This is a genomic window from Rhodoferax sp. LS1P39 (genome assembly GCF_056521425.1).
In genome coordinates this window covers 208,410-229,144 of the sequence record NZ_JBWMAV010000002.1, presented here as the reverse complement: position 1 = coordinate 229,144, position 20,735 = coordinate 208,410, and the positions used below count along the sequence as shown (strand labels likewise).

Annotated in this window: 21 protein-coding genes and 1 pseudogene; 11 read left to right on the top strand and 11 right to left on the bottom strand. The window is 63.7% G+C overall.

Going from position 1 to position 20,735, the window contains the following annotated elements:
* Nucleotides 1-4: 4 nt before the first annotated feature.
* From AC097O_RS04415 to AC097O_RS04370, 10 genes are all read left to right on the top strand, one after another.
* The gene (locus AC097O_RS04415; RefSeq protein WP_479591660.1) at nt 5-997 is read left to right on the top strand and encodes a sulfonate ABC transporter substrate-binding protein; all 993 of its coding nucleotides are present in this window, start codon (nt 5-7) and stop codon (nt 995-997) included.
* Between the two features lie 16 nt (nt 998-1,013).
* Nucleotides 1,014-2,177, top strand: a complete 1,164-nt coding sequence (ssuD, locus tag AC097O_RS04410) for an FMNH2-dependent alkanesulfonate monooxygenase (RefSeq protein WP_479591659.1) — start codon at nt 1,014-1,016, stop codon at nt 2,175-2,177.
* A 21-nt stretch (nt 2,178-2,198) separates the two neighbouring features.
* Nucleotides 2,199-2,579, top strand: a complete 381-nt coding sequence (locus AC097O_RS04405) for a VOC family protein (protein ID WP_479591658.1) — start codon at nt 2,199-2,201, stop codon at nt 2,577-2,579.
* Nucleotides 2,576-3,457: an aliphatic sulfonate ABC transporter permease SsuC gene (ssuC, locus tag AC097O_RS04400; protein ID WP_479591657.1), complete on the top strand. Its 882-nt coding sequence runs from the start codon at nt 2,576-2,578 to the stop codon at nt 3,455-3,457. Before AC097O_RS04405 ends, ssuC begins: the two co-directional genes overlap by 4 nt.
* Before the next feature lie 9 nt (nt 3,458-3,466).
* A complete protein-coding gene (locus AC097O_RS04395) occupies nt 3,467-4,276 on the top strand; it encodes an ATP-binding cassette domain-containing protein (RefSeq protein WP_479591656.1) in 810 nt (269 codons plus the stop codon).
* Between the two features lie 19 nt (nt 4,277-4,295).
* Nucleotides 4,296-5,588, top strand: coding sequence for an O-acetylhomoserine aminocarboxypropyltransferase/cysteine synthase family protein (locus AC097O_RS04390; RefSeq protein ID WP_479591655.1), 1,293 nt, complete (start codon nt 4,296-4,298; stop codon nt 5,586-5,588).
* Between the two features lie 80 nt (nt 5,589-5,668).
* Nucleotides 5,669-6,265: a malonic semialdehyde reductase gene (locus AC097O_RS04385; RefSeq protein ID WP_479591654.1), complete on the top strand. Its 597-nt coding sequence runs from the start codon at nt 5,669-5,671 to the stop codon at nt 6,263-6,265.
* A 35-nt stretch (nt 6,266-6,300) separates the two neighbouring features.
* Entirely contained in the window at nt 6,301-6,516 is a 216-nt protein-coding gene (locus tag AC097O_RS04380; RefSeq protein WP_315185761.1) for a TOBE domain-containing protein, read from the top strand.
* Between the two features lie 201 nt (nt 6,517-6,717).
* Nucleotides 6,718-7,119 (top strand): DUF6088 family protein, encoded by a 402-nt coding sequence (locus tag AC097O_RS04375; protein WP_479591653.1) that lies wholly within the window; start codon nt 6,718-6,720, stop codon nt 7,117-7,119.
* Complete coding sequence (locus AC097O_RS04370) at nt 7,116-8,114, top strand: nucleotidyl transferase AbiEii/AbiGii toxin family protein (protein WP_479591652.1); 999 nt, start codon at nt 7,116-7,118, stop codon at nt 8,112-8,114. The genes AC097O_RS04375 and AC097O_RS04370 overlap by 4 nt, the downstream gene beginning before the upstream one ends.
* A gap of 66 nt (nt 8,115-8,180) precedes the next feature.
* Here the strand turns inward: AC097O_RS04370 and AC097O_RS04365 are convergent, their stop codons facing one another.
* The 7 genes from AC097O_RS04365 to AC097O_RS04335 all read right to left on the bottom strand — a co-directional run bounded on the left by AC097O_RS04365 (nt 8,181) and on the right by AC097O_RS04335 (nt 15,477).
* On the bottom strand, nt 8,181-9,119 hold the full coding sequence (locus AC097O_RS04365; RefSeq protein WP_479591651.1) for an ABC transporter substrate-binding protein: 939 nt from the start codon (nt 9,117-9,119) through the stop codon (nt 8,181-8,183).
* 16 nt (nt 9,120-9,135) lie between these two features.
* Nucleotides 9,136-10,290: an acyl-CoA dehydrogenase family protein gene (locus AC097O_RS04360; RefSeq protein WP_479591650.1), complete on the bottom strand. Its 1,155-nt coding sequence runs from the start codon at nt 10,288-10,290 to the stop codon at nt 9,136-9,138.
* An 11-nt stretch (nt 10,291-10,301) separates the two neighbouring features.
* On the bottom strand, nt 10,302-11,402 hold the full coding sequence (locus tag AC097O_RS04355) for an LLM class flavin-dependent oxidoreductase (protein WP_479591649.1): 1,101 nt from the start codon (nt 11,400-11,402) through the stop codon (nt 10,302-10,304).
* 102 nt (nt 11,403-11,504) lie between these two features.
* Entirely contained in the window at nt 11,505-12,647 is a 1,143-nt protein-coding gene (locus AC097O_RS04350) for a c-type cytochrome (RefSeq protein WP_479591648.1), read from the bottom strand.
* Between the two features lie 7 nt (nt 12,648-12,654).
* A complete protein-coding gene (locus AC097O_RS04345; protein WP_479591647.1) occupies nt 12,655-13,437 on the bottom strand; it encodes an ABC transporter ATP-binding protein in 783 nt (260 codons plus the stop codon).
* Nucleotides 13,431-14,447, bottom strand: coding sequence for an ABC transporter permease (locus tag AC097O_RS04340; RefSeq protein ID WP_479591646.1), 1,017 nt, complete (start codon nt 14,445-14,447; stop codon nt 13,431-13,433). The genes AC097O_RS04345 and AC097O_RS04340 overlap by 7 nt, the downstream gene beginning before the upstream one ends.
* Nucleotides 14,448-14,451: 4 nt before the next feature.
* Nucleotides 14,452-15,477, bottom strand: a complete 1,026-nt coding sequence (locus AC097O_RS04335; protein WP_479591645.1) for an ABC transporter substrate-binding protein — start codon at nt 15,475-15,477, stop codon at nt 14,452-14,454.
* A 161-nt stretch (nt 15,478-15,638) separates the two neighbouring features.
* Between AC097O_RS04335 and AC097O_RS04330 the strand changes: the two genes are divergently transcribed.
* A complete protein-coding gene (locus AC097O_RS04330) occupies nt 15,639-17,237 on the top strand; it encodes a rhodanese homology domain-containing protein (protein ID WP_479591644.1) in 1,599 nt (532 codons plus the stop codon).
* Between the two features lie 163 nt (nt 17,238-17,400).
* On the opposite strand, the gene AC097O_RS04325 is transcribed toward AC097O_RS04330, so the two are convergent.
* From AC097O_RS04325 to AC097O_RS04310, 4 genes and pseudogenes are all read right to left on the bottom strand, one after another.
* Nucleotides 17,401-18,231 (bottom strand): hypothetical protein, encoded by an 831-nt coding sequence (locus AC097O_RS04325; RefSeq protein WP_479591643.1) that lies wholly within the window; start codon nt 18,229-18,231, stop codon nt 17,401-17,403.
* 5 nt (nt 18,232-18,236) lie between these two features.
* Complete coding sequence (locus AC097O_RS04320) at nt 18,237-19,277, bottom strand: COG3904 family protein (protein ID WP_479591642.1); 1,041 nt, start codon at nt 19,275-19,277, stop codon at nt 18,237-18,239.
* A gap of 240 nt (nt 19,278-19,517) precedes the next feature.
* Nucleotides 19,518-19,928: pseudogene (locus AC097O_RS04315) on the bottom strand (SRPBCC domain-containing protein).
* Nucleotides 19,929-20,004: 76 nt separating this feature from the next.
* Nucleotides 20,005-20,625 (bottom strand): histidine phosphatase family protein, encoded by a 621-nt coding sequence (locus AC097O_RS04310; protein ID WP_479591641.1) that lies wholly within the window; start codon nt 20,623-20,625, stop codon nt 20,005-20,007.
* Nucleotides 20,626-20,735 lie beyond the last annotated feature (110 nt).

The following is a 20,735-nucleotide window of genomic DNA, read 5'->3' as shown; positions in this document are numbered from 1 at the left end:
CGGCATGGACCATCCCAACGACCGGCGCAACATATTGCGTGTACTCGCCACCGGGGCCGCAAGTTTTGGCATTTTTAGCCCTCTTGCGCTCATTCCATCAGCACAAGCAGCTACCAAAAATGTAGCGGATGCCCCTTTGCAGCAACTGCGCATCGGCTACCAGAAATCTGCCGTCAACCTGGTCATTACCAAGCAACTGGGCTGGCTGGAAAAGCGCCTGCCCGCGACCAAGATCACCTGGCTGGAATTCCCCGCCGGGCCGCAATTGCTGGAAGCCTTGTCGGTCGGCAGCCTGGAATTTGGCCTGACCGGCGACGCACCGCCGGTGTTCGCCCAGGCCGCGGGCAAGGACCTGGTCTACGTGGGGGCCGAGCCGCCCAAGCCCGACAGTTCGGCCATCCTGACGCAGGCCGATTCCCCGCTGCGCACCCTGGCCGATTTGAAGGGCCGCAAAGTGGCGCTGCAAAAGGGGTCGAGTGCCCACTTTTTGCTGGTGCGGGCGGTAGAGAAGGCGGGTCTGCAGTGGAGCGACATCCAGCCCATCTACCTCACCCCCGCCGATGCACGGGCTGCGTTCGAGCGTAAAAGCGTGGATGCCTGGGCCATCTGGGACCCGTTCTACGCCGCCACCGAGCTGGCCGTGCAGCCCCGCGTGCTGGCCAATGGCCGCGGCCTGTCGAACAACAACTCGTTCTACCTGGCATCAAGAAGCTTTGCCAGCCAGCACCCGCAAGCGATTGCCGTGCTGTTTGAAGAACTCACCCGCGCCGACCGCCTGGCGCAGGACGACCGCAAACAGGCCATCCAGCTGATTGCCGATTTCAGCGGCCTGGACGCGGGCGTGGTCAGCCTGTTTTTGACCCGCCGCCCACGCTCGCCCGTGGCCCCGCTGGCCGCTACGACCGTGGCCGACCAGCAGCGTGTGGCGCAGGCGTTTTTCAAGATCGGGCTGATCCCCAAACCCCTCAACGTGGCCGATGCCCTGTTGAAGCTGTAATTTTTCTGAGGCTCCCATGCAAGTTTTCTGGTTTATCCCCACCCACGGCGACAGCCGCTACCTCGGCACGGCGCAAGGCGCGCGCGAGATCGACCACGACTACCTGAAACAGGTGGCGCAGGCCGCAGACAGCCTGGGCTATGAAGGCGTGCTGCTGCCCACCGGCCGTTCGTGCGAAGACCCCTGGGTGGTGGCGGCCAGCCTGTTGCCGGTGACCCAACGTCTGAAGTTTCTGGTGGCCGTGCGCCCCGGCCTGCACCAGCCCAGCCTGGCGGCGCGCATGGCCGCCACCTTCGACCGCTTGTCCGGCGGGCGGCTGATGATCAACCTGGTGACCGGCGGCGACCAGACCGAGCTGGAAGGCGACGGCGTGTACCTGGACCACGCCCAGCGCTACCAGCAGTCGGCCGAGTTCATCCGCATCTGGCGCGAGATTCTGGCCCACAGCCATGAGGGCAAGGCCTACAACTTCGAGGGCGAGCACCTCAGCGTCAAGGGGGCCAAGCTGCTGTACCCCCCGGTACAAAAACCGTATCCGCCCGTGTACTTCGGCGGCTCGTCCGACGCGGCACACGACCTGGCGGCCGAGCAGGTCGATACCTACCTGACCTGGGGCGAGCCACTGGCCGAGGTGGCCAAGAAGGTGGCCGACGTGCGCGCCCGTGCGGCAAAACATGGCCGCACCGTCAAGTTCGGCATCCGCCTGCACGTCATCGTGCGCGAAACCGATGCCGAGGCCTGGGCCGCCGCCGAGAGCCTGATCAGCAAGCTGGACGACGACACCGTCATCCGTGCCCAGGCCGCGTTCGCCAAGATGGATTCGGCAGGCCAGCGCCGCATGGCCGCGTTGCACGCCGGGGGCACCAAACGCACCCGCGCCGACCTGGAGATCAGCCCCAACCTGTGGGCCGGTGTAGGCCTGGTGCGCGGTGGCGCGGGCACTGCCCTGGTGGGCGACCCGCAGACGGTGGCGGCCCGCATGCAGGAGTACGCCGACATCGGGCTGGACACCTTTGTGCTGTCGGGCTACCCGCACCTGGAAGAGGCCTACCGCTTTGCCGAGCTGGTGTTTCCGCTGTTGCCGCGCAAGTTGCAAGACCCGTTGCCCGGCCAGCGCCTGACCGGGCCGTTTGGCGAGGTGGTGGCCAACGAATACCTGCCGCGTGTTTCACAAAGCTAGTCACAAAGCTAAAGGACAACTATGAACATCCACTCCATCCACCACGCCCAGCTGCCATTTCGCGCGGGCGACGAGGCCCAGATCCGGCGCTTTTATAACCAGCTGATCGGCCTGACCGAGTTCCATGCCAGCGGGCCCGCCGGAACACCGCTGCGTTTTGTGGCCGGTCACCAGCGCATCGACCTGGTGCCTACCGATAACTGGCAGCCCAACCCTATTCCCAGCCACCTGGCGTTCGAGGTGCAAGGCCTGCCCACGCTGCGCAACCGCCTGCTGTCTGCCGACGTGCCGCTGGAAGAAAGCCGCCCGCTGGTGGGCTACCTGCGCTTTTACGTCAAAGACCCGGCAGGCAACCAGCTGGAGTTTCTGGAACCCGACGCATCGCAGGCGAGCACGGTATGAGCGGCCCCCTGACTTCTCTGCGCGAAGTGCAGACCACGCCGTTCCCTCACACCGCCGCCGACTTGCCGGATACGCCGGAAACCCCTTTCCCGTTCAAGGCGTTTGCCGCCAGCGTCGGCCAAGGCCTGCTGCCCTGGTTGCTGCCCATCGTGCTGGTGGTGGCCTGGCAAATCGCCAGCAGCACCGGCTGGCTGGCCACGCGCATCCTGCCTGCGCCGCTGGATGTGTTCAAGGCCGCGTGGACCCTGGCGGCATCGGGCGAGCTGGCCAAGCATGTGGGCGTGAGCGCCTGGCGCGCGCTGACCGGGCTGGCCATCGGCGGCGGGCTGGGCCTGGTGCTGGGCTTGCTGACGGGCTCGGTCAAGTTCTTTGAGACCCTGCTCGACTCCAGCCTGCAGATGGTGCGCAACATCCCGGCGCTGTCGCTGATTCCGCTGGTGATTTTGTGGTTTGGCATTGACGAGACGGCCAAGCTGTTTTTGATCTCGGTGTCGGTGTTTTTCCCGATCTACCTCAACACCTTCCACGGCATCCGCAATGTGGACCCTGCGCTGATTGAGATGGGGCGCAGCTACGGCCTCACGCGCTGGCAGCTGTACCGCGACATCATCTTGCCGGGCGCGCTGTCCAGCATCCTGGTGGGCCTGCGCTTCAGTTTGGGCCTGATGTGGGTGATTTTGATCGTGGCCGAAACCATCTCAGCCCAGGCCGGTATCGGCTACCTGACCATGAACGCCCGCGAGTTTTTGCAGACCGACATCGTGCTGGTCGGCATTCTGCTCTACGCGCTGCTGGGCAAGCTGGCCGACGTGTTTGCCCGCGGTCTGGAGCGCTACTTTTTACGTTGGCATCCGGGCTACCAAGCCACAACGCATTGAAGGAAAACCATGTCTGATTCCACATCGTCCGAAGGCGTGCGCCTGCAACTGCAATCGCTGACCAAGCGCTACGGCGAGCGCACGGTGTTGCACAACACCGAACTCACCATCGAACCCGGCCAGTTTGTGGCCATCGTGGGGCGCAGCGGCTGCGGCAAAAGCACCTTGCTGCGGCTGGTGGCCGGGCTGGAAGCGGCCAATGGCGGCAGCCTGCAACTGGATGCGGAGCCGATTGACGGCATCCGCGAAGACACCCGCATCATGTTCCAGGATGCACGTCTGCTGCCCTGGCGCAAGGTGATCGACAACGTGCTGATTGGTCTGCCCAAGTCGGCCCGTGCGCAGGGCGAAAAGGTGCTGGCCCAGGTCGGCCTGGCCGACCGCCAGCAGGACTGGTCCGCCAAGCTCTCCGGCGGCCAGCGCCAGCGCGTGGCCCTGGCGCGTGCCCTGGTGCACAACCCGCGCCTGCTGCTGCTGGACGAACCCCTGGGCGCGCTGGATGCGCTGACCCGCATTGAGATGCACCGCCTGATCGAAGGCCTGTGGGAGAAGCACCGCTTCACCGCGCTGCTGGTCACCCACGACGTGCAAGAGGCCGTGGCCCTGGCCGACCGCGTGATCCTGATCGAGGACGGTCGCATCGCGCTGGACGAAAACATCGCCCTGGCCCGCCCGCGCTGGCATGGCGACCCGGAGTTCGCCCGCATCGAAAAACGCATTCTCGACCGCGTGCTACAGAAACCAGAGCGGCCTGCGCACATTCCACCAGCGCGGGGAGGCAATTTGGCTCCTATTTTTGGCCTGAACTGGGCTATCTGATTTTTTAAAGAGGCACACCATGGCCAGAGACAGCACTAATTGGAAGTTCGAGACCAAGTCGGTCCACGCGGGCTATTCGCCCGACCCGACCACCCGCGCCGTCGCGCCGCCCATCTACCAAACCGTGGCCTACGCGTTCGACAGCGCGCAGCACGGGGCCGACCTGTTCGACCTGAAGGTGCCGGGCAACATCTACACCCGCATCATGAACCCCACGCAGGACATACTGGAGCAGCGTGTGGCGGCCCTGGAGGGCGGCATTGCCGCGCTGGCGCTGGCATCGGGCCAGGCGGCGGTGACCTACGCCATCCAGACCATTGCCGAGGCGGGCGACAACATCATCAGCAGCACGGCGCTGTACGGCGGCACCTACAACCTGTTTGCCCACACGCTGCCGCAGTTTGGCATCACCACCCGCTTTGCCGACCACCGCGACCCCAGCAGCTTTGAAGGCCTGTTCGACGACAAGACCAAGGCCGTGTTCGTCGAGTCGCTGGGCAACCCCGCGGGCAACGTGACCGACATCGCCGCGATTGCCGAGATCGCCCACCGCCATGGCGTGCCACTGATCGTCGACAACACCGTGCCCAGCCCCTACCTGAGCCGCCCCATCGAGCACGGGGCCGACATCGTGGTGCATTCCCTCACCAAGTACCTGGGCGGCCACGGCACCAGTATCGGCGGGGCGATTGTGGATTCGGGCAAGTTCCCTTGGGGCCAGCACAAGGCCCGCTTCAAGCGCCTGAACGAGCCCGACCCCAGTTACCACGGCGTGGTCTACACCGAAGCCCTGGGCGCTGCCGCCTACATCGGCCGCGCCCGCGTGGTGCCGCTGCGCAATACCGGCGCGGCCATCTCGCCATTCAACGCCTTCCTGATCCTGCAAGGCATCGAGACCCTGGCCCTGCGCATGGACCGCATCAACAGCAACACGCTGGCCATCGCCCAGCATTTGCGCGGCGCGGCCAAGGTGCAGTGGGTCAACTACGCGGGCCTGGAAGACCATCCTGACTATCCACTGGCGAAGAAGTACCTCAGCGGCAAGGCCTCCGGGATTCTGACCTTCGGCGTGGGCGGTGGGCGCGAAGCCGGTGCCCGTTTCCTGGATGCCCTGCAGCTCTTCACCCGCCTGGTCAACATCGGCGACGTGCGCTCGCTGGCCACGCACCCCGCGTCCACCACGCACCGCCAGCTCAACCCGGCCGAGCTGGCCAAGGCGGGTGTGTCGGAGGAGACGGTGCGCCTGTCGGTGGGTATCGAGCACATCGACGACCTGCTGGCCGACCTGGACCAGGCATTGGCTGCGGTCTGATGTATTTATAGAAAAAGTGTCTTTAGCGCAGGTTCTATCTGCGCATGAAGCTCTTAATTTAATAGCAAAACCAGATTTTCATGACCCAACTCAACGCTTTGTCCGATCTGTCGCTGGACCAGCTGTTCCGCAAGGCCCGCACCGTCCACGCCTTCCAGCCCGTGCCGGTCACCGATGCCACCATCCTGCAACTGTACGAGCTGCTCAAGTGGGGCCCCACGGCTTTCAACGCCCAGCCCGCACGCTACGTGTTTGTGCGCAGCGCTGAGGCCAAGGCCCGGCTGCTGCCCGCGGTGTCGTCCGGCAACCGGGCGCAGACGGCAGCGGCGGGTGTCACGGTGATCGTGGCGCAAGACACGCAGTTTTACGAGCACCTGCCCAGCCAGTTTCCGGCCTACAACGCCAAGCCTATTTTTGAAGGCAATGCCCAGGCCGCCGAATCCACGGCCTTTCGCAATGCCAGCCTGCAGGGCGCCTACCTGATCCTGGCGGCGCGTGCCCTGGGGCTGGATGTGGGCGCGCAGTCGGGCTTCGATGCGGCAGCGGTGAACCAGGCCTTCTTTCCCGATGGCCGCTGGCAAGCCAATTTTCTGGTCAACCTGGGTGTGGCCGACCACCAGGCCACCCACCCGCGCGGGCCGCGTCTCGCGTTTGACGAAGTCGCTCACATCGTCTGAATTTTTTAGTTTTTTCAACCCTCAGGAGTATTCCCATGACCATCCAAGCCATCAACGTCCGCAACCAGTTCCGCGGCAAGATCAAAGAAATCATCCGCGGCGACGTGGTTTCTGAAATCGACGTCGAGACCCCCTGGGGCATCGTCACCTCGGTCATCACCACCCGCTCGGTGAATGACCTGGAACTGAAGGTCGGCAGCGAAGTGGTCGCGCTGGTGAAGTCCACTGAGGTGTCGATCGCCAAGCTGTAAGGGTCTTCAGGACTGCCAAAAAACGCCCCTCGGGGCGTTTTTTCTTTCAGACCGTCGTTATCTGGCTGATGCACAGCCATGGCCGCTTCCAATGGTTAACCAATGTCGGTGGTTAATGATCACAGTTTGTATAAAAAGTCTTTTAAAATCAAAATCTTGTTGATATTATTACAGTAAGGTAACTAAGCAGGAGTTGAAGCCATGAACATTGTTAACCGCATCAAGCGCTCGGTGGCGAATCGGAACGCCGATGTTTTTTTGCGCGCTGATTTCATGTCTTTTGGAAGCCAAGCCCAGGTTGGCCGTGCACTCACTGAACTGCAAAGTGAGGGTGCGCTGGTGAAGCTGGGGGTCGGTGTCTACGCCAAGGCCAAACCCAGCGTGCTCTCGGGCAAACCCATCCCCATCAAGCCACTTGAGGTCTTGGCACCTGAAGCCCTCAAGAAGTTGGGCATTCAGGTCGGAGAGTCTCGTCAGACGCGCGAGTACAACGCTGGCAGCAGTACCCAGATTCCGACCGGTGTCGTATTCAGCGTTGGCAAACAGCGCATTCAGCGCAAGTTGGGCTTCAACGGCAAGCTCGTTGAGTACGAACGTGCATGAGGGTTCTTGCCAAAGACCGTGCCGACCTTATTGAAGCCTTGGTTGCCGAAGCCGATATCGGCAGAGTAACGACCGGTCTTCTGGAAAAAGACGAGCACCTGACGGATGCACTGCGTGCAGTGTTTGCACTGGAGTTTGAATGCGTGCAGCTCGTCTTTTGTGGCGGAACGAGCCTGTCGAAGGCGCACAGCTTGATCGAGCGCATGTCTGAAGACGCTGACATCAAGCTTGTCCTTACAGAGGCAGGTCATCAGCTGAGCCGTACAAAGCTCCGGCGCTATCTCGGCGACGAAGTGCGAACCCGAGTGGCCAACGCGTTATCTGGCATCGGTTTGGTCGAAGAGCTCGACAAAGCCGTAAGCCTTAATGAACACCACTACTTGCATAGCCAGTGGATGTACCAGCGCAGCTATCCTGTGACTGCGGGTTTGCGTCCAAACCTCCAGCTTGAGCTGACTCTGCGCGCGTCGGCGCTTCCAGTCGAGCGCACCTCACTCTATGCGCTGGCTGATCGCTTTGCTGGGCAGTCTGGCTCACCCTTCGAGGTGTCGACCACCTCGGTAGCAGAGACCCAGTGCGAGAAGGTGCTCTCCTTCTTGCGCCGCTTCGCACAGCACCGCTCGGGGCAAATGCAACGAGCCTGGGACACTGCGCTCGTGCGCCATATCTACGACGTGCATTGCATCTTCACGCGCAACCCAGAACTCGTGGCCGTCAGCGCACAGGCTTTCGCAGCGCTGGTGCAGGGCGATGTCGCTGAGTTCTGTCAGCAGCAACCAGACTTTGCCACCGATCCACTGGATGTACTGCAGAGCGCTTTAGCCCAGGTCGGTATGGACGAACAGAGTCGGGCCGAATACGAACAGAACCTGCTGCCGCTGGTGTACGGCAGTTTCAAGCCCCACTTCGATGAAGCTTTCGCTTCGTTTGACAAAGTTGCACGCACGTTCTTTAGCCCCACCATCGACGGTGGTGTGCGGACCAGATCTAGGTAGGCTCGGTTTTTCGCCATGTCCCGATGGTTTCAGAGCCACCGGAAACTCGCCAGTGCATCAGCAGGATTAGCCCGCGAGCGGAAACCCCGTGTCAAACGTCTCTCGCACATCCAGCCGCTGCTTGAGCAGCCCTGCCTCCAGGTAGAAGTCGGCCGTGCGCTGCTGGTCGGCCAGCACGGGGGCGTCGATGGGCTGCCAGCGGGTTTGGCGGCGTTCGAACTGCAGGCGGGCGGCCTCGGCGGGGATGCCGATGATGCGGGCCAGGCTGGCGCTGAATTCGGTCGGGTGCTGGGTGGCCCAGGCCTGGGCGCGCACCAGGCGCTGGTGGATGTCTTTCAGCGCGGCGCGCTTGTCGCGCAAGGCGTTGTCGGTGGCGGCCAGAAAGCTCAGGCCCGTGGACAGGCCGCGCCCGTTCACCAGCACGCGGGCGTGGCCGCCGGTTTCGGCCAGCGCGGTGTACGGCTCCCAGGTGGCCCAGGCATCGACCGAGCCCTGGGTCAGGGCCAGCTTGGCATCCGGCGGGGCCAGGAAGCGCAGGTTGATGTCGTCGGGCTTCAGGCCCACCGAGGCCAGGGCTTTGAGGGTGACAAAGTGGCCGATGGAGCCGCGGTTGGTGGCCACGCTTTTGCCTTTGAGGCTGCTGGCATCTTTGAGTGGCGAGTTGGGTGCCACCAGCACCGCGGTACCGTAAGCGTCCGAGCGGTTGGCAGCAAAGGCCTTGACGCGGCTGCCTGCGGCCAGGGTGAACAGCAGGGGTGCATCGCCGATGGGGCCGAAGTCCACCGCGTCGGCGTTCAATGCTTCGGCCAGCGGGGCGGCCGCCGGGAATTCGGTCCACTGGATGTCGTAGGGCAGGGTCTTGAGTTCGCCTGCGGCTTCCAGCAGGGCGCGCAGGCCGCCTTTCTGGTCACCCGCGCGCAGCAGCAGCTTGGTTTGGCTGTGGCCCAGCACGGGGGAGAGGAAGGCCGCAGCCGACAGGAATTGTTGGAAAGTACGTCTTTGCATGGTGTGAGAGCTTTCGTTAGGAAATCAGGATGTGTTTGCCCGCCGCAATGCGGGCGCTGTCGTCTTGCGGCGTGTGGATGCGCCCGCACAGCACGTCGCGCAGGTGGCGTTGCAGCGGGTGGTGGCGCGACAGGCCGTGGTTGCCGGCCAGCGACAGTGCGGCCTCCACCGCCTGCACGGCGTTGTTCGTCAGCAGCGATTTGAGGAGACCGCTGTCGGTGGGGGATACCGGTACGCCCGTGTCCACATCGCGGGCCAGGCTGGCCAGCAGGCGGTCGTTGGCCAGCAGCAGGGCCTGGATGCTGCCCACGGTTTCCTGGGCGCGGGGCAGGGTGGCCAGTGCGGCCCCCAGGTTGGCGGGTTTGCGCTGGCGCAGGAATTCCACCGTCCAGTCGCGGGCGGCGCGGGCCACACCGGTGTACAGCGCGCCTAGCAGCACGGCCATGTCGGCCTGCAAACCGGCATCCACGCCGCCCCATGCCTGGGGTTCGCGCAGGTCGATGGCGTTGTCCAGATCGACCAGCACGTCGTCAAATACCACGTCGTGGCTGCCGCTGGCGCGCAGGCCCAGGTGGTCCCAGGTTTCCACGATGCGGGTGCCGGGCAGCCCAGCGGGCACCAGCAGCGTGCCCACGCGTGGCGTGGGCTCGTCGGTGCGCACCCACACCGCGTACCAGCGCAGGATGGGCGCACCGGTGGAATACACCTTGTGGCCCGATACGCGCCAGCCGTCGGGGGTCCAGCGCGCGGTGGTGCTGGGCAGGCCGCCCCGGGCGGGCGAACCCAGCTCGGGCTCGACGCGCAGGGCGTTGATCAGCGACACGCTGGCCACCGACTCGCGCACCAGCCGTTCGGCCAGGTGCTGCGGCCAAGTGCGCCCCGCCTGGCCGGTCTGGCCCATGCTGCGGTGCTGGATGTACTGCATCACCAGCACCAGGGCGGTGGCCGGGCAGCCGTAGCCCACCGCGCCAATCACTTCGCCCAGTTGTGCCAGCGTGGCCCCCTGGCCACCCAGGGCACGGGGTGCGGCCAGGGCCAGCAGACCGGCCTGCTGGAGTTCGGCGAAGTTGTCGAACGGAAAGCTGGCATCGCGGTCGTGGGCATCGGCGCGGGCCGCAAATTCCACGGCCAGGGTGCGGGCCAACTGGCCGGGGTTGAGCGAGGCATTCATGGCAACCCCAGTCAGGCGGCTTTGCGCGCCAGGTGTTCGGCTTGCTGTTCGCGCTCGGCCACTTTCTGGCGCACCAGGGGCAGCAGGTCGCGGCCATAGGTGATGGTGTCCACCAGCGGGTCGAAGCCGCGGATCAAAAAGGTGGTGATGCCCAGGTCGTAGTACTTCAGCAGCGCGTCGGCCACCTGTTCGGGCGTGCCGACCAGCGAGGTGGAGTTGGAGCGGCCACCGTTCTCGCGCGCCAGCGCGGTCCACAGGTGCGCGTCCACCCGGTCGCCCTGGGCGGCATCGGCCAGCAGGCGGCGTGCGCCCTCGCTTTGCTGCGGGCCACCGCGCGAGAAGCCCTGGCTGACCTTCAGGCGGCGGGTATCTTCCAGAATCTGTTCGGCCTTGGCCCAGGCCTGCTCCTCGGTGGCCCCCAGGATGGGGCGGAACGAGATGCTGAACTCCACCGTGCGCCCATGCTGCGCGGCAGCGGCCCGTACCTGGCGCACCAGGTCCCCGGCCTGCGCCAGCGATTCGCCCCACAGGGCGTACACGTCGGCATGCTTGCCCGCCACTTGCAGCGCCGGTGCGGATGCGCCACCGAAGTAGATTGGTACGTAGGGTGACTGCACCGGCTTCACTTCGGACCACGCACCCTTGGCCTGGTAGTAGGTGCCCTCGTGGTCAAACGGCTGCTCGGATGTCCACACCCGGCGCAGCAGGCCGATGTACTCGTCGCTGCGGGCGTAGCGCTCGTCATGGCCCAAAAAGTCGCCGTCGCGCTGCTGGTCTTCGTCCGATCCGCCGGTGATGTAGTGCACTGCGACGCGGCCGTTGGTGTAGTTGTCCAGCGTGGCCAGTTGCCGGGCCGACAGCGTGGGCGACACAAAGCCGGGGCGGTGCGCCAGCAGAAAGTGGATCTTCTGCGTGACCGAGGCGGCATAGGCCACCGTGAGCAGCGTGTCGGGGCTGGTGGCGCTGGCGGGCACCAGGATGCGGTCAAAACCCGCATGCTCGTGTGCCTGGGCAAACACCCGCACATACGCAGGGTCTACCGCCGGGCCGGTGTGGGGAATGGCTTCAGAAACCTCGTGCGGCTGGATCATGCCGATGAACTGGACACCCATGTGAATTCCTTGTTGTGGATTGATGGGTGGACGATAGAAGCGATGCCTTGCTGCGACAACGAAGAAAACCGTGTGTCTACATGCGGTTTCTGATTCAGCCCGCTAGTGCGGAAACCCGCCGCGTAGCAGCTGCACCGGTTCGTCGTCCATGCGGCGGATCAGGCCGTCCAGACCATCACTTGAAGAGGCTTCTGGGGCTGCGCTGGCCACGGTGGTGGTGCGGCACACCAGGTCGTCCACCGACCACGCCGCCTTGCCCGGCTGGCCCCGGGCGCGCAACCAGCCGCCGCGGTCTACCAGCAGCTGGTTGCCCGCCAACTGTGCAGTCGGCACGCCCACCACCAGGGCCAGGGCGGTGCGCAGGGTGGGGGCATCGGCCTGGCATTCGGCATCGGGCGCAGCAGTACCCACATAGACAGTCACCAGCCGGGGATCGTCTTGCAATGCGTCTGCGTCGGCGGCTATGCGCAGCCGTTGGCCGGTGAGTTCACGCACACTGCGGTGCGTGCCTTGGCGGCACAGCACGCGGGCATCGGGCATGCGTACCGGGTAGGTCCAGGCACCGGATTCCTGCAGTGTCTGGCCCGAGGCGTTGGCCTGCAGGTCGTCCAGCACCTGCCACACCTGGGTATCGCTGAGCTGCTGGTCGAAACCGGGCATGGTGGGGCTGCCATCGCGCGCCTGCATGCCGTGGCGTACGCGCCAGAAGAGTTCGCCGTCCAGCCGCTTCCACAGCAGGGAGCCGTTCAGCGTGGGCGGCCACATGGGCAGCTTGGCGGCATCCACGCCTTCGCCTTTGCCATCCGCGCCGTGGCAGCGCAGGCACTGCTGCTGGTACACGGCCTGGCCGCGCACGATGCTGTCGGCGGTGAAGCCGCTGGGCGAGATGTGCAGGCTGGTGGGCACGGCGGGAGCCAGCAGCAACTGGCTTTCAGGCCAAGGGGCCAGCAACAGCACGGCCACAGCGCCTGTCCACAGACCGTAGCGTGCACGCCGCCAGAAAAGGGATACCGCCAGAGTGAGCAAGGCCAGCTGCAGGCAGGCCAACGAGAGGGCAACCCGGCGCGCATGGCCTGCGTCCAGCGCCAGCATTTCCCCGGCAATGCGCTGCGCAAACGGCCAGGCGGGCTGGCCGTGGAGGTCGGGGGCCAGCCCCAGGGCGTGCAGCAGCGCCCGCAGGCCGAGCTGGGTTTCCTGCAGCAAAGCCAGCAGCCCGTTCAGCGCCTCGGGCGATAGAGATGCCAACCCAGGTCTACCAGCTCGCGGCCAGGCCCAGCAGCGACAAGGCCTGGTGGCGCAGCTCCGCCAGCCGCGGGTCGCCCCGGTGGCGCGGGTAGGGCAGGTCGTTGACCAGCACCTGTTTGATGCGCGCAGGCCGGTCGGACAGCACGACCACGCGCTGCGCCATGAACAAAGCCTCTTCCACATCGTGCGTCACCAGCAGCACCGAGAACCCATTGCGCTGCCACAGATCGACCAACTCAGTCTGCATGGCCAGGCGGGTCAATGAATCCAGCTTGCCCAGGGGTTCGTCCAGCACCAGCAGGCTGGGGTCGTTGACCAGGGCGCGGGCAAGTGCCACGCGCTGCGCCATGCCGCCCGACAACTGGTGCGGCAGGGCCTTGGCAAAACTTTGCAGACCTACCAGTGCCAGCGCTTCGTCCACGCGGTGGCGGTGGGTGGCGAGCAGCCCGCGCGCCTGCAGGCCCAGCGCCACGTTGTCCCACACGCTGCGCCAGGGGAACAGCGTGGGGTCCTGGAACACCACGATGCGCGACGGGTCGGGCTGGGTGATGGCCTGGCCGTCGTGCTGCAGGCTGCCTGCGGTGGCGGGTTCCAGCCCCGCCACCAGGCGCAGCAAGGTGGATTTGCCGCAGCCGCTGGGGCCCAGCAGGGCGACAAATTCGCCGGGCTGGATGTCCAGGTCGAGGTCGGCGATTACCTGCAAAGGACCACCGGGTAGTTCAAACCAGTGGCTGACGTTGCGCACGGCAATGTGCGCACCGGTGGTGGTTGTTTGTACGGGGGCTACCATTTCACAATTCCTTTTTGCCAGGACAGCACCCGGTCGCGCAGCAGAAACAGCAGGCTGATCAGCCCGGAAAACAACAGCGCCATCACCAGCAGTGCGGCGTACATATTGGGGTAGGCGGCCCAGCCCTGGGCCCAGGTGAGGTACCAACCCAGACCGGCTTTGACACCCAGCATCTCGGCCACCACCAGCGTGGCAAAGGCGTGGCCCAGGCCCATGAACAGCCCCACAAACACCTGGGGCAGGGCGGCCGGAATGGCCACCCGCAGCACTAGAAACCAGGGCGATGCGCCCAGGGTGCGGGCCACGTCATATAAGTTCTTGTTCACACTGGCCACGCCGGACGAGGTGAGGATGGCCACCGGAAACGCCGTGCCAATGGCGATCAAGAAGATGGCCGTGGACCAGCTGGACGGGAAGAAGTAGAACGAGATCGGCAGCAAGGCCGTGGTGGGCAGCGGCCCCAGCACGCGCAGTACCGGGTGCACCCAGTAGTTGGCCCGGCGCGACCAGCCAATCAGCACCCCGATCAGAAAGCCTGCGGTGGCCCCCATGCCAATGCCCAGAGCCAGCAGTTGCAGCGAATGCGCCGCGCTCTCCAGCAGGCGTGCCCAGTCGGTGATGTAGACCTCGGCCAGGCTTTGCGGCGGTGCAAAAAACGGCGGCGGTAGCGTGCCCAGCTTGGCGGTAAAGACTTCCCACACGCCCAGGCCGAGCGCCAGCGCGATCAGCCACGGCCCCAGCACGCGCACTTTGGCGGGTGCGGAAGGCGTCAGCCCCAGCACCAGCAAGGCCACGGCCACCGCCCCAGCGAACCAGGCGAATTCTGTCGTGTAGGCCCATTCGTTGAAGCCCACGGGCTTGTTGGGCCAGGCGGCGGTGAGCAGCCCCAGTGCGCCCCAGGCCAGGGCCGCGGCCAGGCCGGTCCACCAGGGCGTGTAGGTGGACGTAAAGCGTGCTGCGGGTCGGCTGCGCAGGCGCGGCAGGGTCAAAGCGTTTTCTGCGGTGGTCATGGTGTCAGGTCAAAACGTCGGCATACACGTACTCGGCAAACTTCACGGGGTCGGTGCCGGGCTTGAGCACGCCCACCAGCTTGAAGTCGCGGGCGTAAAACTCGATCTCTTTTTTCAGGTCGTTGCCGCTGGGGTGGTTGCGGTGCGTCAGCGTGCCTAGCACGGCGCGCAGGTCTTCTACCGGCACCTTGGAGTACGGGCTGTAGATGCGGGCCGTTTCATTGGGGTAGTTGGCGATGAAGTCCGATGCCTCGGTGATGGCGCGGGCCAGCGCGGCGGCGGCGGGCTTGTCGTTGCGCACCAGCTTGCCGCTCACACCCAGCACGCAGCAGGTCTTGTTGGCATACTCGCCCGACAGGTTGGTGGCCAGCTCGACCAGGCCCTTGGTGCGGCGCTCGACCAGGAACAGGTTGGGGTCGCCATCGGCGATGGCATGGGCTTCGCCTTTTTCCACCGCCAGGCCCAGCATGTCGGCGGGAAACTGCCGCCAGCTCACGTCTTTTTCCGGGTCCAGCCCGGCCTTGACCAGCAGCACCGAGAAGAAGTTTTTGCCGGGGCTGTTCAGGTCCGACACCGCAATGGTTTTGCCCTTGAGCTTGGCCAGGCTGGTTACGCCCGCCGGGGCGTAGCCCACCAGCCGGGTGCAGCCGCCGTGCGAGCTGCTGACCAGCTTCACGTCAAAGCCCGACTCCAGCGGCTTGATCCAGCGGTGCACCATGCCCACACCGGCATCGGCCTTGCTGGTGGCAATGCTCTCCAGCAGCTGGTCGGTGGAGCCCGCGAAGTTGACCAGCTCCACGTTCAGGCCGTGCTTTTCGAAAATGCCGCGCTCCAGCGCCACCGGCACTGCCGACAGGCACACCGCGCCCGCGTTCCAGGCCAGTTTGATGTCGCGCAGCTTGCCCGCCGCACGCACATTGCGCCCCGCGATGGCCGCCGCGCCTGCCACACCGGCCAGGCCCGCGGCGCGCAGCCATTGGCGGCGGGACCAGGGGGGAATCAAGCCCGGGTGATCGGGAAAAGTGTGCATGCCGTACCTCGTAGTAAATCTTGGATGGATGGCGATTGCACCGGATTTCGCGCCCCATGGGAAAGAAGGAAAACAGGAATCCATATGCAAAGAATCCGCACGCAAGCGCCCCCGTTTGGGGTGCAATGGCAAACTTCCCGCGTTTCTTCCAATGGACTGCTATGACTACCCCGATTCCTGAAAAAACCTACCTGGACGTGCGCCAGGCCCTGCTCGAAAAGCAGGAGATCGCCCTGATCGACGTACGCGAAGAAGACCCCTTCGCCCAGGCCCATCCGCTGTTTGCCAGCAACATCGCCGCCGGGCGCATCGAGCTGGATGCCTGGAGCCGCATCCCGCGCCGCGACACGCCCATCGTGCTGCTGGACAACGGCGAAGGCCTGGCCGCCCCGGCGGCGCGCACCTTGCAAAAACTGGGCTACACCGATGTGGCGCTGCTCGCCGGTGGCCTGCAAGGCTGGGTGGAGGCGGGTGGCGAAATCTTCAAGGACGTGAACGTGCCCAGCAAGGCCTTTGGCGAGCTGGTGGAGTCGCAGCGGCACACGCCGTCGCTTTCGGCCGAAGAAGTCAAGGCCCTGATCGACCGCCAGGCCGATGTGGTGGTGCTGGATGCCCGCCGCTTTGACGAGTACCAGACCATGAGCATCCCCAGCGGTATCAGCGTGCCCGGGGCCGAGCTGGTGCTGCGCGCCCAGGCCCTGGCGCCCAACGCCGGCACCCGCATCATCGTCAACTGCGCGGGCCGCACCCGCAGCATCATCGGCACCCAGTCGCTGGTGAATGCGGGCATTCCCAACCCCGTATCGGCCCTGCGCAACGGCACCATCGGCTGGACGCTGGCCGGCCAGGTGCTCGACCGGGGTGCCGCCCGCCAGGGCCGCACCACCACCGAACAGACCAGCCCCGATGCCGACCGCCAGGCCCGCGCCGTGGCCGACCGCGCCGGTGTGCAGCGTGCGCTGCCTGCCGACCTGCAGCGCTTTGCCGCCGACACCCCGCGCACCACCTACCTGCTGGACGTGCGTACCGCCGAAGAATTTGCCACCGGCCACCTGCCCGGCTTTCGCAACGCGCCCGGCGGCCAGCTGGTGCAGGAAACCGACGTGACCGCCCCCGTGCGCGGTGCCCGCATCGTGCTGGCCGACACCGACGGAGTCCGCGCCAACATGACCGCGTCCTGGCTGGCGCAAATGGCCTGGGATGTGTGGGTGCTGGACGGCACCCAGCCCGCCGACTGGAGCGCCACCGGCCCCACCGCAGAGACGCTGCCCGACCCCGTTGGCCCCATCGCCGCCACCGACCCCGCCCAGCTCTCCGCCTGGCTGCAGGCTGGCCCCGACGGCTACACCGCCGTGCTGGACCTGACCACCAGCGTCAACTACGTAAAACGCCACATTCCGGGTGCCTGGTACGTATCCCGCACCGGCCTGGCCGCGGCGTTGGCGAATATTCCGCCCGCCCACCGCTACGTGCTCACCTGCGGCAGCAGCCTGCTGGCGCGCTACGCGGTCGCGGATGTCGCCCGTTTAACCGGCGCGGAAGTGTGGGTGCTGGAGGGCGGTACCGCCGCCTGGATCGCCGCAGGCCTGCCCCTGGAAGAAGGCGAAACCCGCCTCGCCTCCCCGCGCACAGACCGCTACCGCCGCCCTTACGAAGGCACCGACAGCCCGCGTGAGGCTATGCAGGGGTACCTGGATTGGGAGTACGGACTGGTGGAGCAACTGGGGCGGGACGGGACGCATGGGTTCAGGGTGATTTGAACGGTGCGGTCTTGAGATTGCTATTGAATTAGTAGCTGCTTGTGCTGGTTGGATAAGCACGGGCGGCATATTTTGTTTGAATATTTAGCCAAAAATACACCGAGTTTCTAAACCCGTAAACACCTCATGCGGAGTTAGGTGCTAGGTGTGACCTCGTACGGGGTCATATATTGCGATTTAGATTTCGTTTCGTAAAACCTTCCAAATCATCAATTCTATTAATCAATATGCCAAGGTTTGCGTATGCTGTTTTGTATGAATTCCAGTCCAGCACTTTAGAGGAGAACTCTTCTTCTCCTCTAGCGTAATTAAAAGTATTGTTGATGAGCGCTTGAAGTTCTCCTAAGCGGAAGATGTATGTGACTACATTTTGGGCAATGGTGAGCCTGTGACTGTTTGGCTTCTGGCTCTCAATCAGTTCGCAGATTCTTGAATGGTGAATTTGTAGGCATGTGAGGATGTAGGAAAGATGCTCCGCAAGCGCCGTATCGGCAAGAGAAATACAGCGACTAAAAACCTCTTTGTGGTGATTTGGCGGGGGAATAGGTTTTGCATCGAGAGCTTTTGCCGTAACTCGATCATCTCGCTTGGCGAGTTGGTACGCCGTAAATAAAAGGCTGCTGCACTCCTTGAAGTACTGTGTCAGTTCGCTAAGTGAATCTGGAAGGAATGCGCGTGCTGCTACAAGTTCGCGCCTCCGCTGTTGTGTAGCTTGATATCTAGAGATGTTGAATGCAATAACGCTGGCCGCAAATGCAAGAATTCCAACATTAAGGGATTGCCACTCCAGCCAAACCGCATGGGCGTACTTCCACCCCCCGTTGAATAAAGGGTGGAAAAGCATGCTGTATATGTACATGGAAAATAGTGCAACGAATAACCAGTTTGCAAATACAAGTCCGCGCTCAACTAATGAATTCATATTTATAGAGTCGATGTGTTCGTACAAATACTTAATTGAGCCACCCGAAGATGCCTTGTGCTGATGTGGCATTTGTCTCACTGCTTGCAGTTACTGACGAAAGCTGAGATTCGGCCCTTGTCCTGCTGGGGCACGTCGATCATGAGGCCTACGAAGCTAGGTGCTTCTCTTGTTACCTGCATGGCATAGCCGATACTGTTTGCCATGCTCAGACTTCTGGCTTGGCTCACAGACAAAGTGTTGTAGGTGAACAGGTAGTTGCCGTCATACCGCATGGCCTTTTTGTCGCCCTCGAGTGGAGATGTTTCGGAGTCAAGCAACATGGAGTGAAGCCATTCACCCCGTTGCATGGAGGCGGCTTGTTCTCTGTCTACCCCTGTGATCGCCGTCATGACCACTCCCTTGCCGCACACAAAGAGGAGTCGACCTAAGCCCCAGACCGTGGATTGCTCGCCTCGGAGGTAAAGGGTGTTGTCTATCGCATCAATGCTCCACCTGGGCTTCAGCCTGCCGTTGTTGACCACGTTCAGGTCAACCATTTGCTTGGTGGTCAGCACATAGATTTCGTCTTTGGAGGCGGTTGCCATCAGGTCAAATAGACCGGTGTCCACGTCCATTTCCTTCATGTAGGCCGTGATTTGGGAGGAGACGATTTGGGCCAGCTCCAGATCCCGTGGGGACGAACTGGTACTGGAGAACCTGTGCACTCCGTACCTTGATCCAGTGGTCGGATACCTGTAGAGGCCACCCAAGAAAGTAAGGGAGCACGAGCTATAGCAAACACCGGGACTAGGCTTCTCTCCTTCGCCGTTGAAGGTTCCAACATTGGTGGAAAGGCCTGTCTTCCTGATAATGCGTCCGAGCTGCAGGCCAGCAGCTAGGTTGCCACCAGGTGAATTTAGGTAGTAAGTGGTCTGGTTGCGCGGCAGCCGGTCTAGCTGGGCCTGTAGGCGGGCTGGGGCCCCGGCATCAATCGTTCCTTCTAGCTGGACAATATAGCTGTTGATATTCATAACTATGGAGCCCATTCCTGGCTTCCAGACCTTGATGGTCATTTCTTGGGCATGAACACAGAAGCTCAGGAGGAGTGCGATAAGGGTGCTAGTGATCTTGAGCATAGACAGTTCTGATTTTTCAGGATTGTCGTTCAGCAGAATGTCTCGGCCAACGATGGACTATGGTTTAGAAGTTCGTTGTGCTCAAGCGTCTCAATATTTGTCGTCTAGAGCCTGTAGTGACCCGATCTACAGATGGATAAGCGTTCTGTGTGACAGCTCTCGAATATATAGCTGTCAGTGGCAGTTCTATAAGCACGAGCGGTACTTTTTTCATCGAACTTTATGTTCGGAAGAGACCCCTCAAGCCTTGCCCGCCACCACGTAACGCCCAAAGCTGTCCAGGATGGCCTGCCAGCCCGTGCGCTGTTGCTCTTCGGGGTAGGTGTCTTCGGCATCGAAGGTCACCGTCACGGTGACACCGGCGGGGCCTTCGGCAAATTCCACGCGTCCGGTGCGCTCGCCAAAGCGGTACTCCAGCAGGTGGGGTGCCTCGACCTTGGTGTACTCGCCTGCAAAGTCGAAGCCAAACGAGCCGTCCTTGGCTTCCATGCGCGACTAGAACTGGCCGCCCACCCGCAGATCGACCGTGGAGGCCGTGGTGTGCCAGTCGGGCGAGGCGGTGTTCCAGACCTTGATGGCTTCGGGGTTGTTGTACGCGGCCCAGACGGAGGCGATCGGTGCGGCGACAACGGTGGACACGGTGATTTGCATGGATGCTCCTGTGTGGGTGGACGCGGGCGGTGCTGGGCTGAAATTTAACACCAGGCGTGCACCGCCCCGGGAGGCGCTAGCCGGTCTGCCCGGTGGAAGCTGCCGTGCTGCTGGCGGGCCCATCGATGGGTTGCCACCATGCGTGCACGTGCGGCGGCGACAGGGAAAACCGGAAGTAGTTGCCCCCGTTGTTGGGCGGCTGGTCAAAGCGGCGGCTGATGGCCTGGCCGGTAAGCTGGCAGTAGAGCAGGGTGCCCACGGCCCCGTGGGACACGATGGCGATGGCACCCGTAGTGGTGTCTTGGGCGGCGATGCGGGCAACGGCCGATGCGATGCGCGCCTGTGCGTCCACCGCTCGCTCCCAGCCGCGCACGGACACGTTGGGCTGGGCAAAGAAGGCATCGGCTACCTGCTCAAACTCTGCGGGCACCAGGAAGCCCGTGGCGCTGCGGTCGTTCTCACCCAGATCTTCCACCTGGGTGAAGCCCAGCGACAGGTGCTCCGCCAGGATGGCCGCGCCGTCGATGGCTTTTTGCTCTGTGCTGCAATAGACGGCGGTGATGTCGGCCACCCAGGGCTGGCGCAGCGATTGGCGCATACGCTGCTTGCCCAGTTCAGACAGGGGCCATTGCGGGACCGGTACGTCGCGGCTGATGACGACGTTGGGGTGGGTGATGAAGTAAATGGATCGGGTCATGGTGAGAGGGGGGCTGTATCGTCTGAATCGTACTGCGTGGGGCTACCCGGTCGCCATGCTACTTAATTGAGAGCTGCTCGTGCTTGTTCCATCAGCACAGACAGCTCTTT

Excerpts from the sequence above, each read along its gene's own strand:
- AC097O_RS04370 (WP_479591652.1), top strand. The coding sequence starts at position 7,116 with ATGAGGGTTCTTGCCAAAGACCGTGCCGACCTTATTGAAGCCTTGGTT.
- ssuD (WP_479591659.1), top strand. The coding sequence starts at position 1,014 with ATGCAAGTTTTCTGGTTTATCCCCACCCACGGCGACAGCCGCTACCTC.
- AC097O_RS04325 (WP_479591643.1), bottom strand. The coding sequence starts at position 18,231 with ATGCCACATCAGCACAAGGCATCTTCGGGTGGCTCAATTAAGTATTTG.
- AC097O_RS04380 (WP_315185761.1), top strand. The coding sequence starts at position 6,301 with ATGACCATCCAAGCCATCAACGTCCGCAACCAGTTCCGCGGCAAGATC.
- AC097O_RS04330 (WP_479591644.1), top strand. The coding sequence starts at position 15,639 with ATGACTACCCCGATTCCTGAAAAAACCTACCTGGACGTGCGCCAGGCC.
- AC097O_RS04395 (WP_479591656.1), top strand. The coding sequence starts at position 3,467 with ATGTCTGATTCCACATCGTCCGAAGGCGTGCGCCTGCAACTGCAATCG.
- ssuC (WP_479591657.1), top strand. The coding sequence starts at position 2,576 with ATGAGCGGCCCCCTGACTTCTCTGCGCGAAGTGCAGACCACGCCGTTC.
- AC097O_RS04365 (WP_479591651.1), bottom strand. The coding sequence starts at position 9,119 with ATGCAAAGACGTACTTTCCAACAATTCCTGTCGGCTGCGGCCTTCCTC.
- AC097O_RS04320 (WP_479591642.1), bottom strand. The coding sequence starts at position 19,277 with ATGCTCAAGATCACTAGCACCCTTATCGCACTCCTCCTGAGCTTCTGT.
- AC097O_RS04355 (WP_479591649.1), bottom strand. The coding sequence starts at position 11,402 with ATGGGTGTCCAGTTCATCGGCATGATCCAGCCGCACGAGGTTTCTGAA.
- AC097O_RS04415 (WP_479591660.1), top strand. The coding sequence starts at position 5 with ATGGACCATCCCAACGACCGGCGCAACATATTGCGTGTACTCGCCACC.
- AC097O_RS04310 (WP_479591641.1), bottom strand. The coding sequence starts at position 20,625 with ATGACCCGATCCATTTACTTCATCACCCACCCCAACGTCGTCATCAGC.
- AC097O_RS04375 (WP_479591653.1), top strand. The coding sequence starts at position 6,718 with ATGAACATTGTTAACCGCATCAAGCGCTCGGTGGCGAATCGGAACGCC.
- AC097O_RS04360 (WP_479591650.1), bottom strand. The coding sequence starts at position 10,290 with ATGAATGCCTCGCTCAACCCCGGCCAGTTGGCCCGCACCCTGGCCGTG.
- AC097O_RS04345 (WP_479591647.1), bottom strand. The coding sequence starts at position 13,437 with ATGGTAGCCCCCGTACAAACAACCACCACCGGTGCGCACATTGCCGTG.
- AC097O_RS04405 (WP_479591658.1), top strand. The coding sequence starts at position 2,199 with ATGAACATCCACTCCATCCACCACGCCCAGCTGCCATTTCGCGCGGGC.
- AC097O_RS04390 (WP_479591655.1), top strand. The coding sequence starts at position 4,296 with ATGGCCAGAGACAGCACTAATTGGAAGTTCGAGACCAAGTCGGTCCAC.
- AC097O_RS04385 (WP_479591654.1), top strand. The coding sequence starts at position 5,669 with ATGACCCAACTCAACGCTTTGTCCGATCTGTCGCTGGACCAGCTGTTC.
- AC097O_RS04340 (WP_479591646.1), bottom strand. The coding sequence starts at position 14,447 with ATGACCACCGCAGAAAACGCTTTGACCCTGCCGCGCCTGCGCAGCCGA.
- AC097O_RS04335 (WP_479591645.1), bottom strand. The coding sequence starts at position 15,477 with ATGCACACTTTTCCCGATCACCCGGGCTTGATTCCCCCCTGGTCCCGC.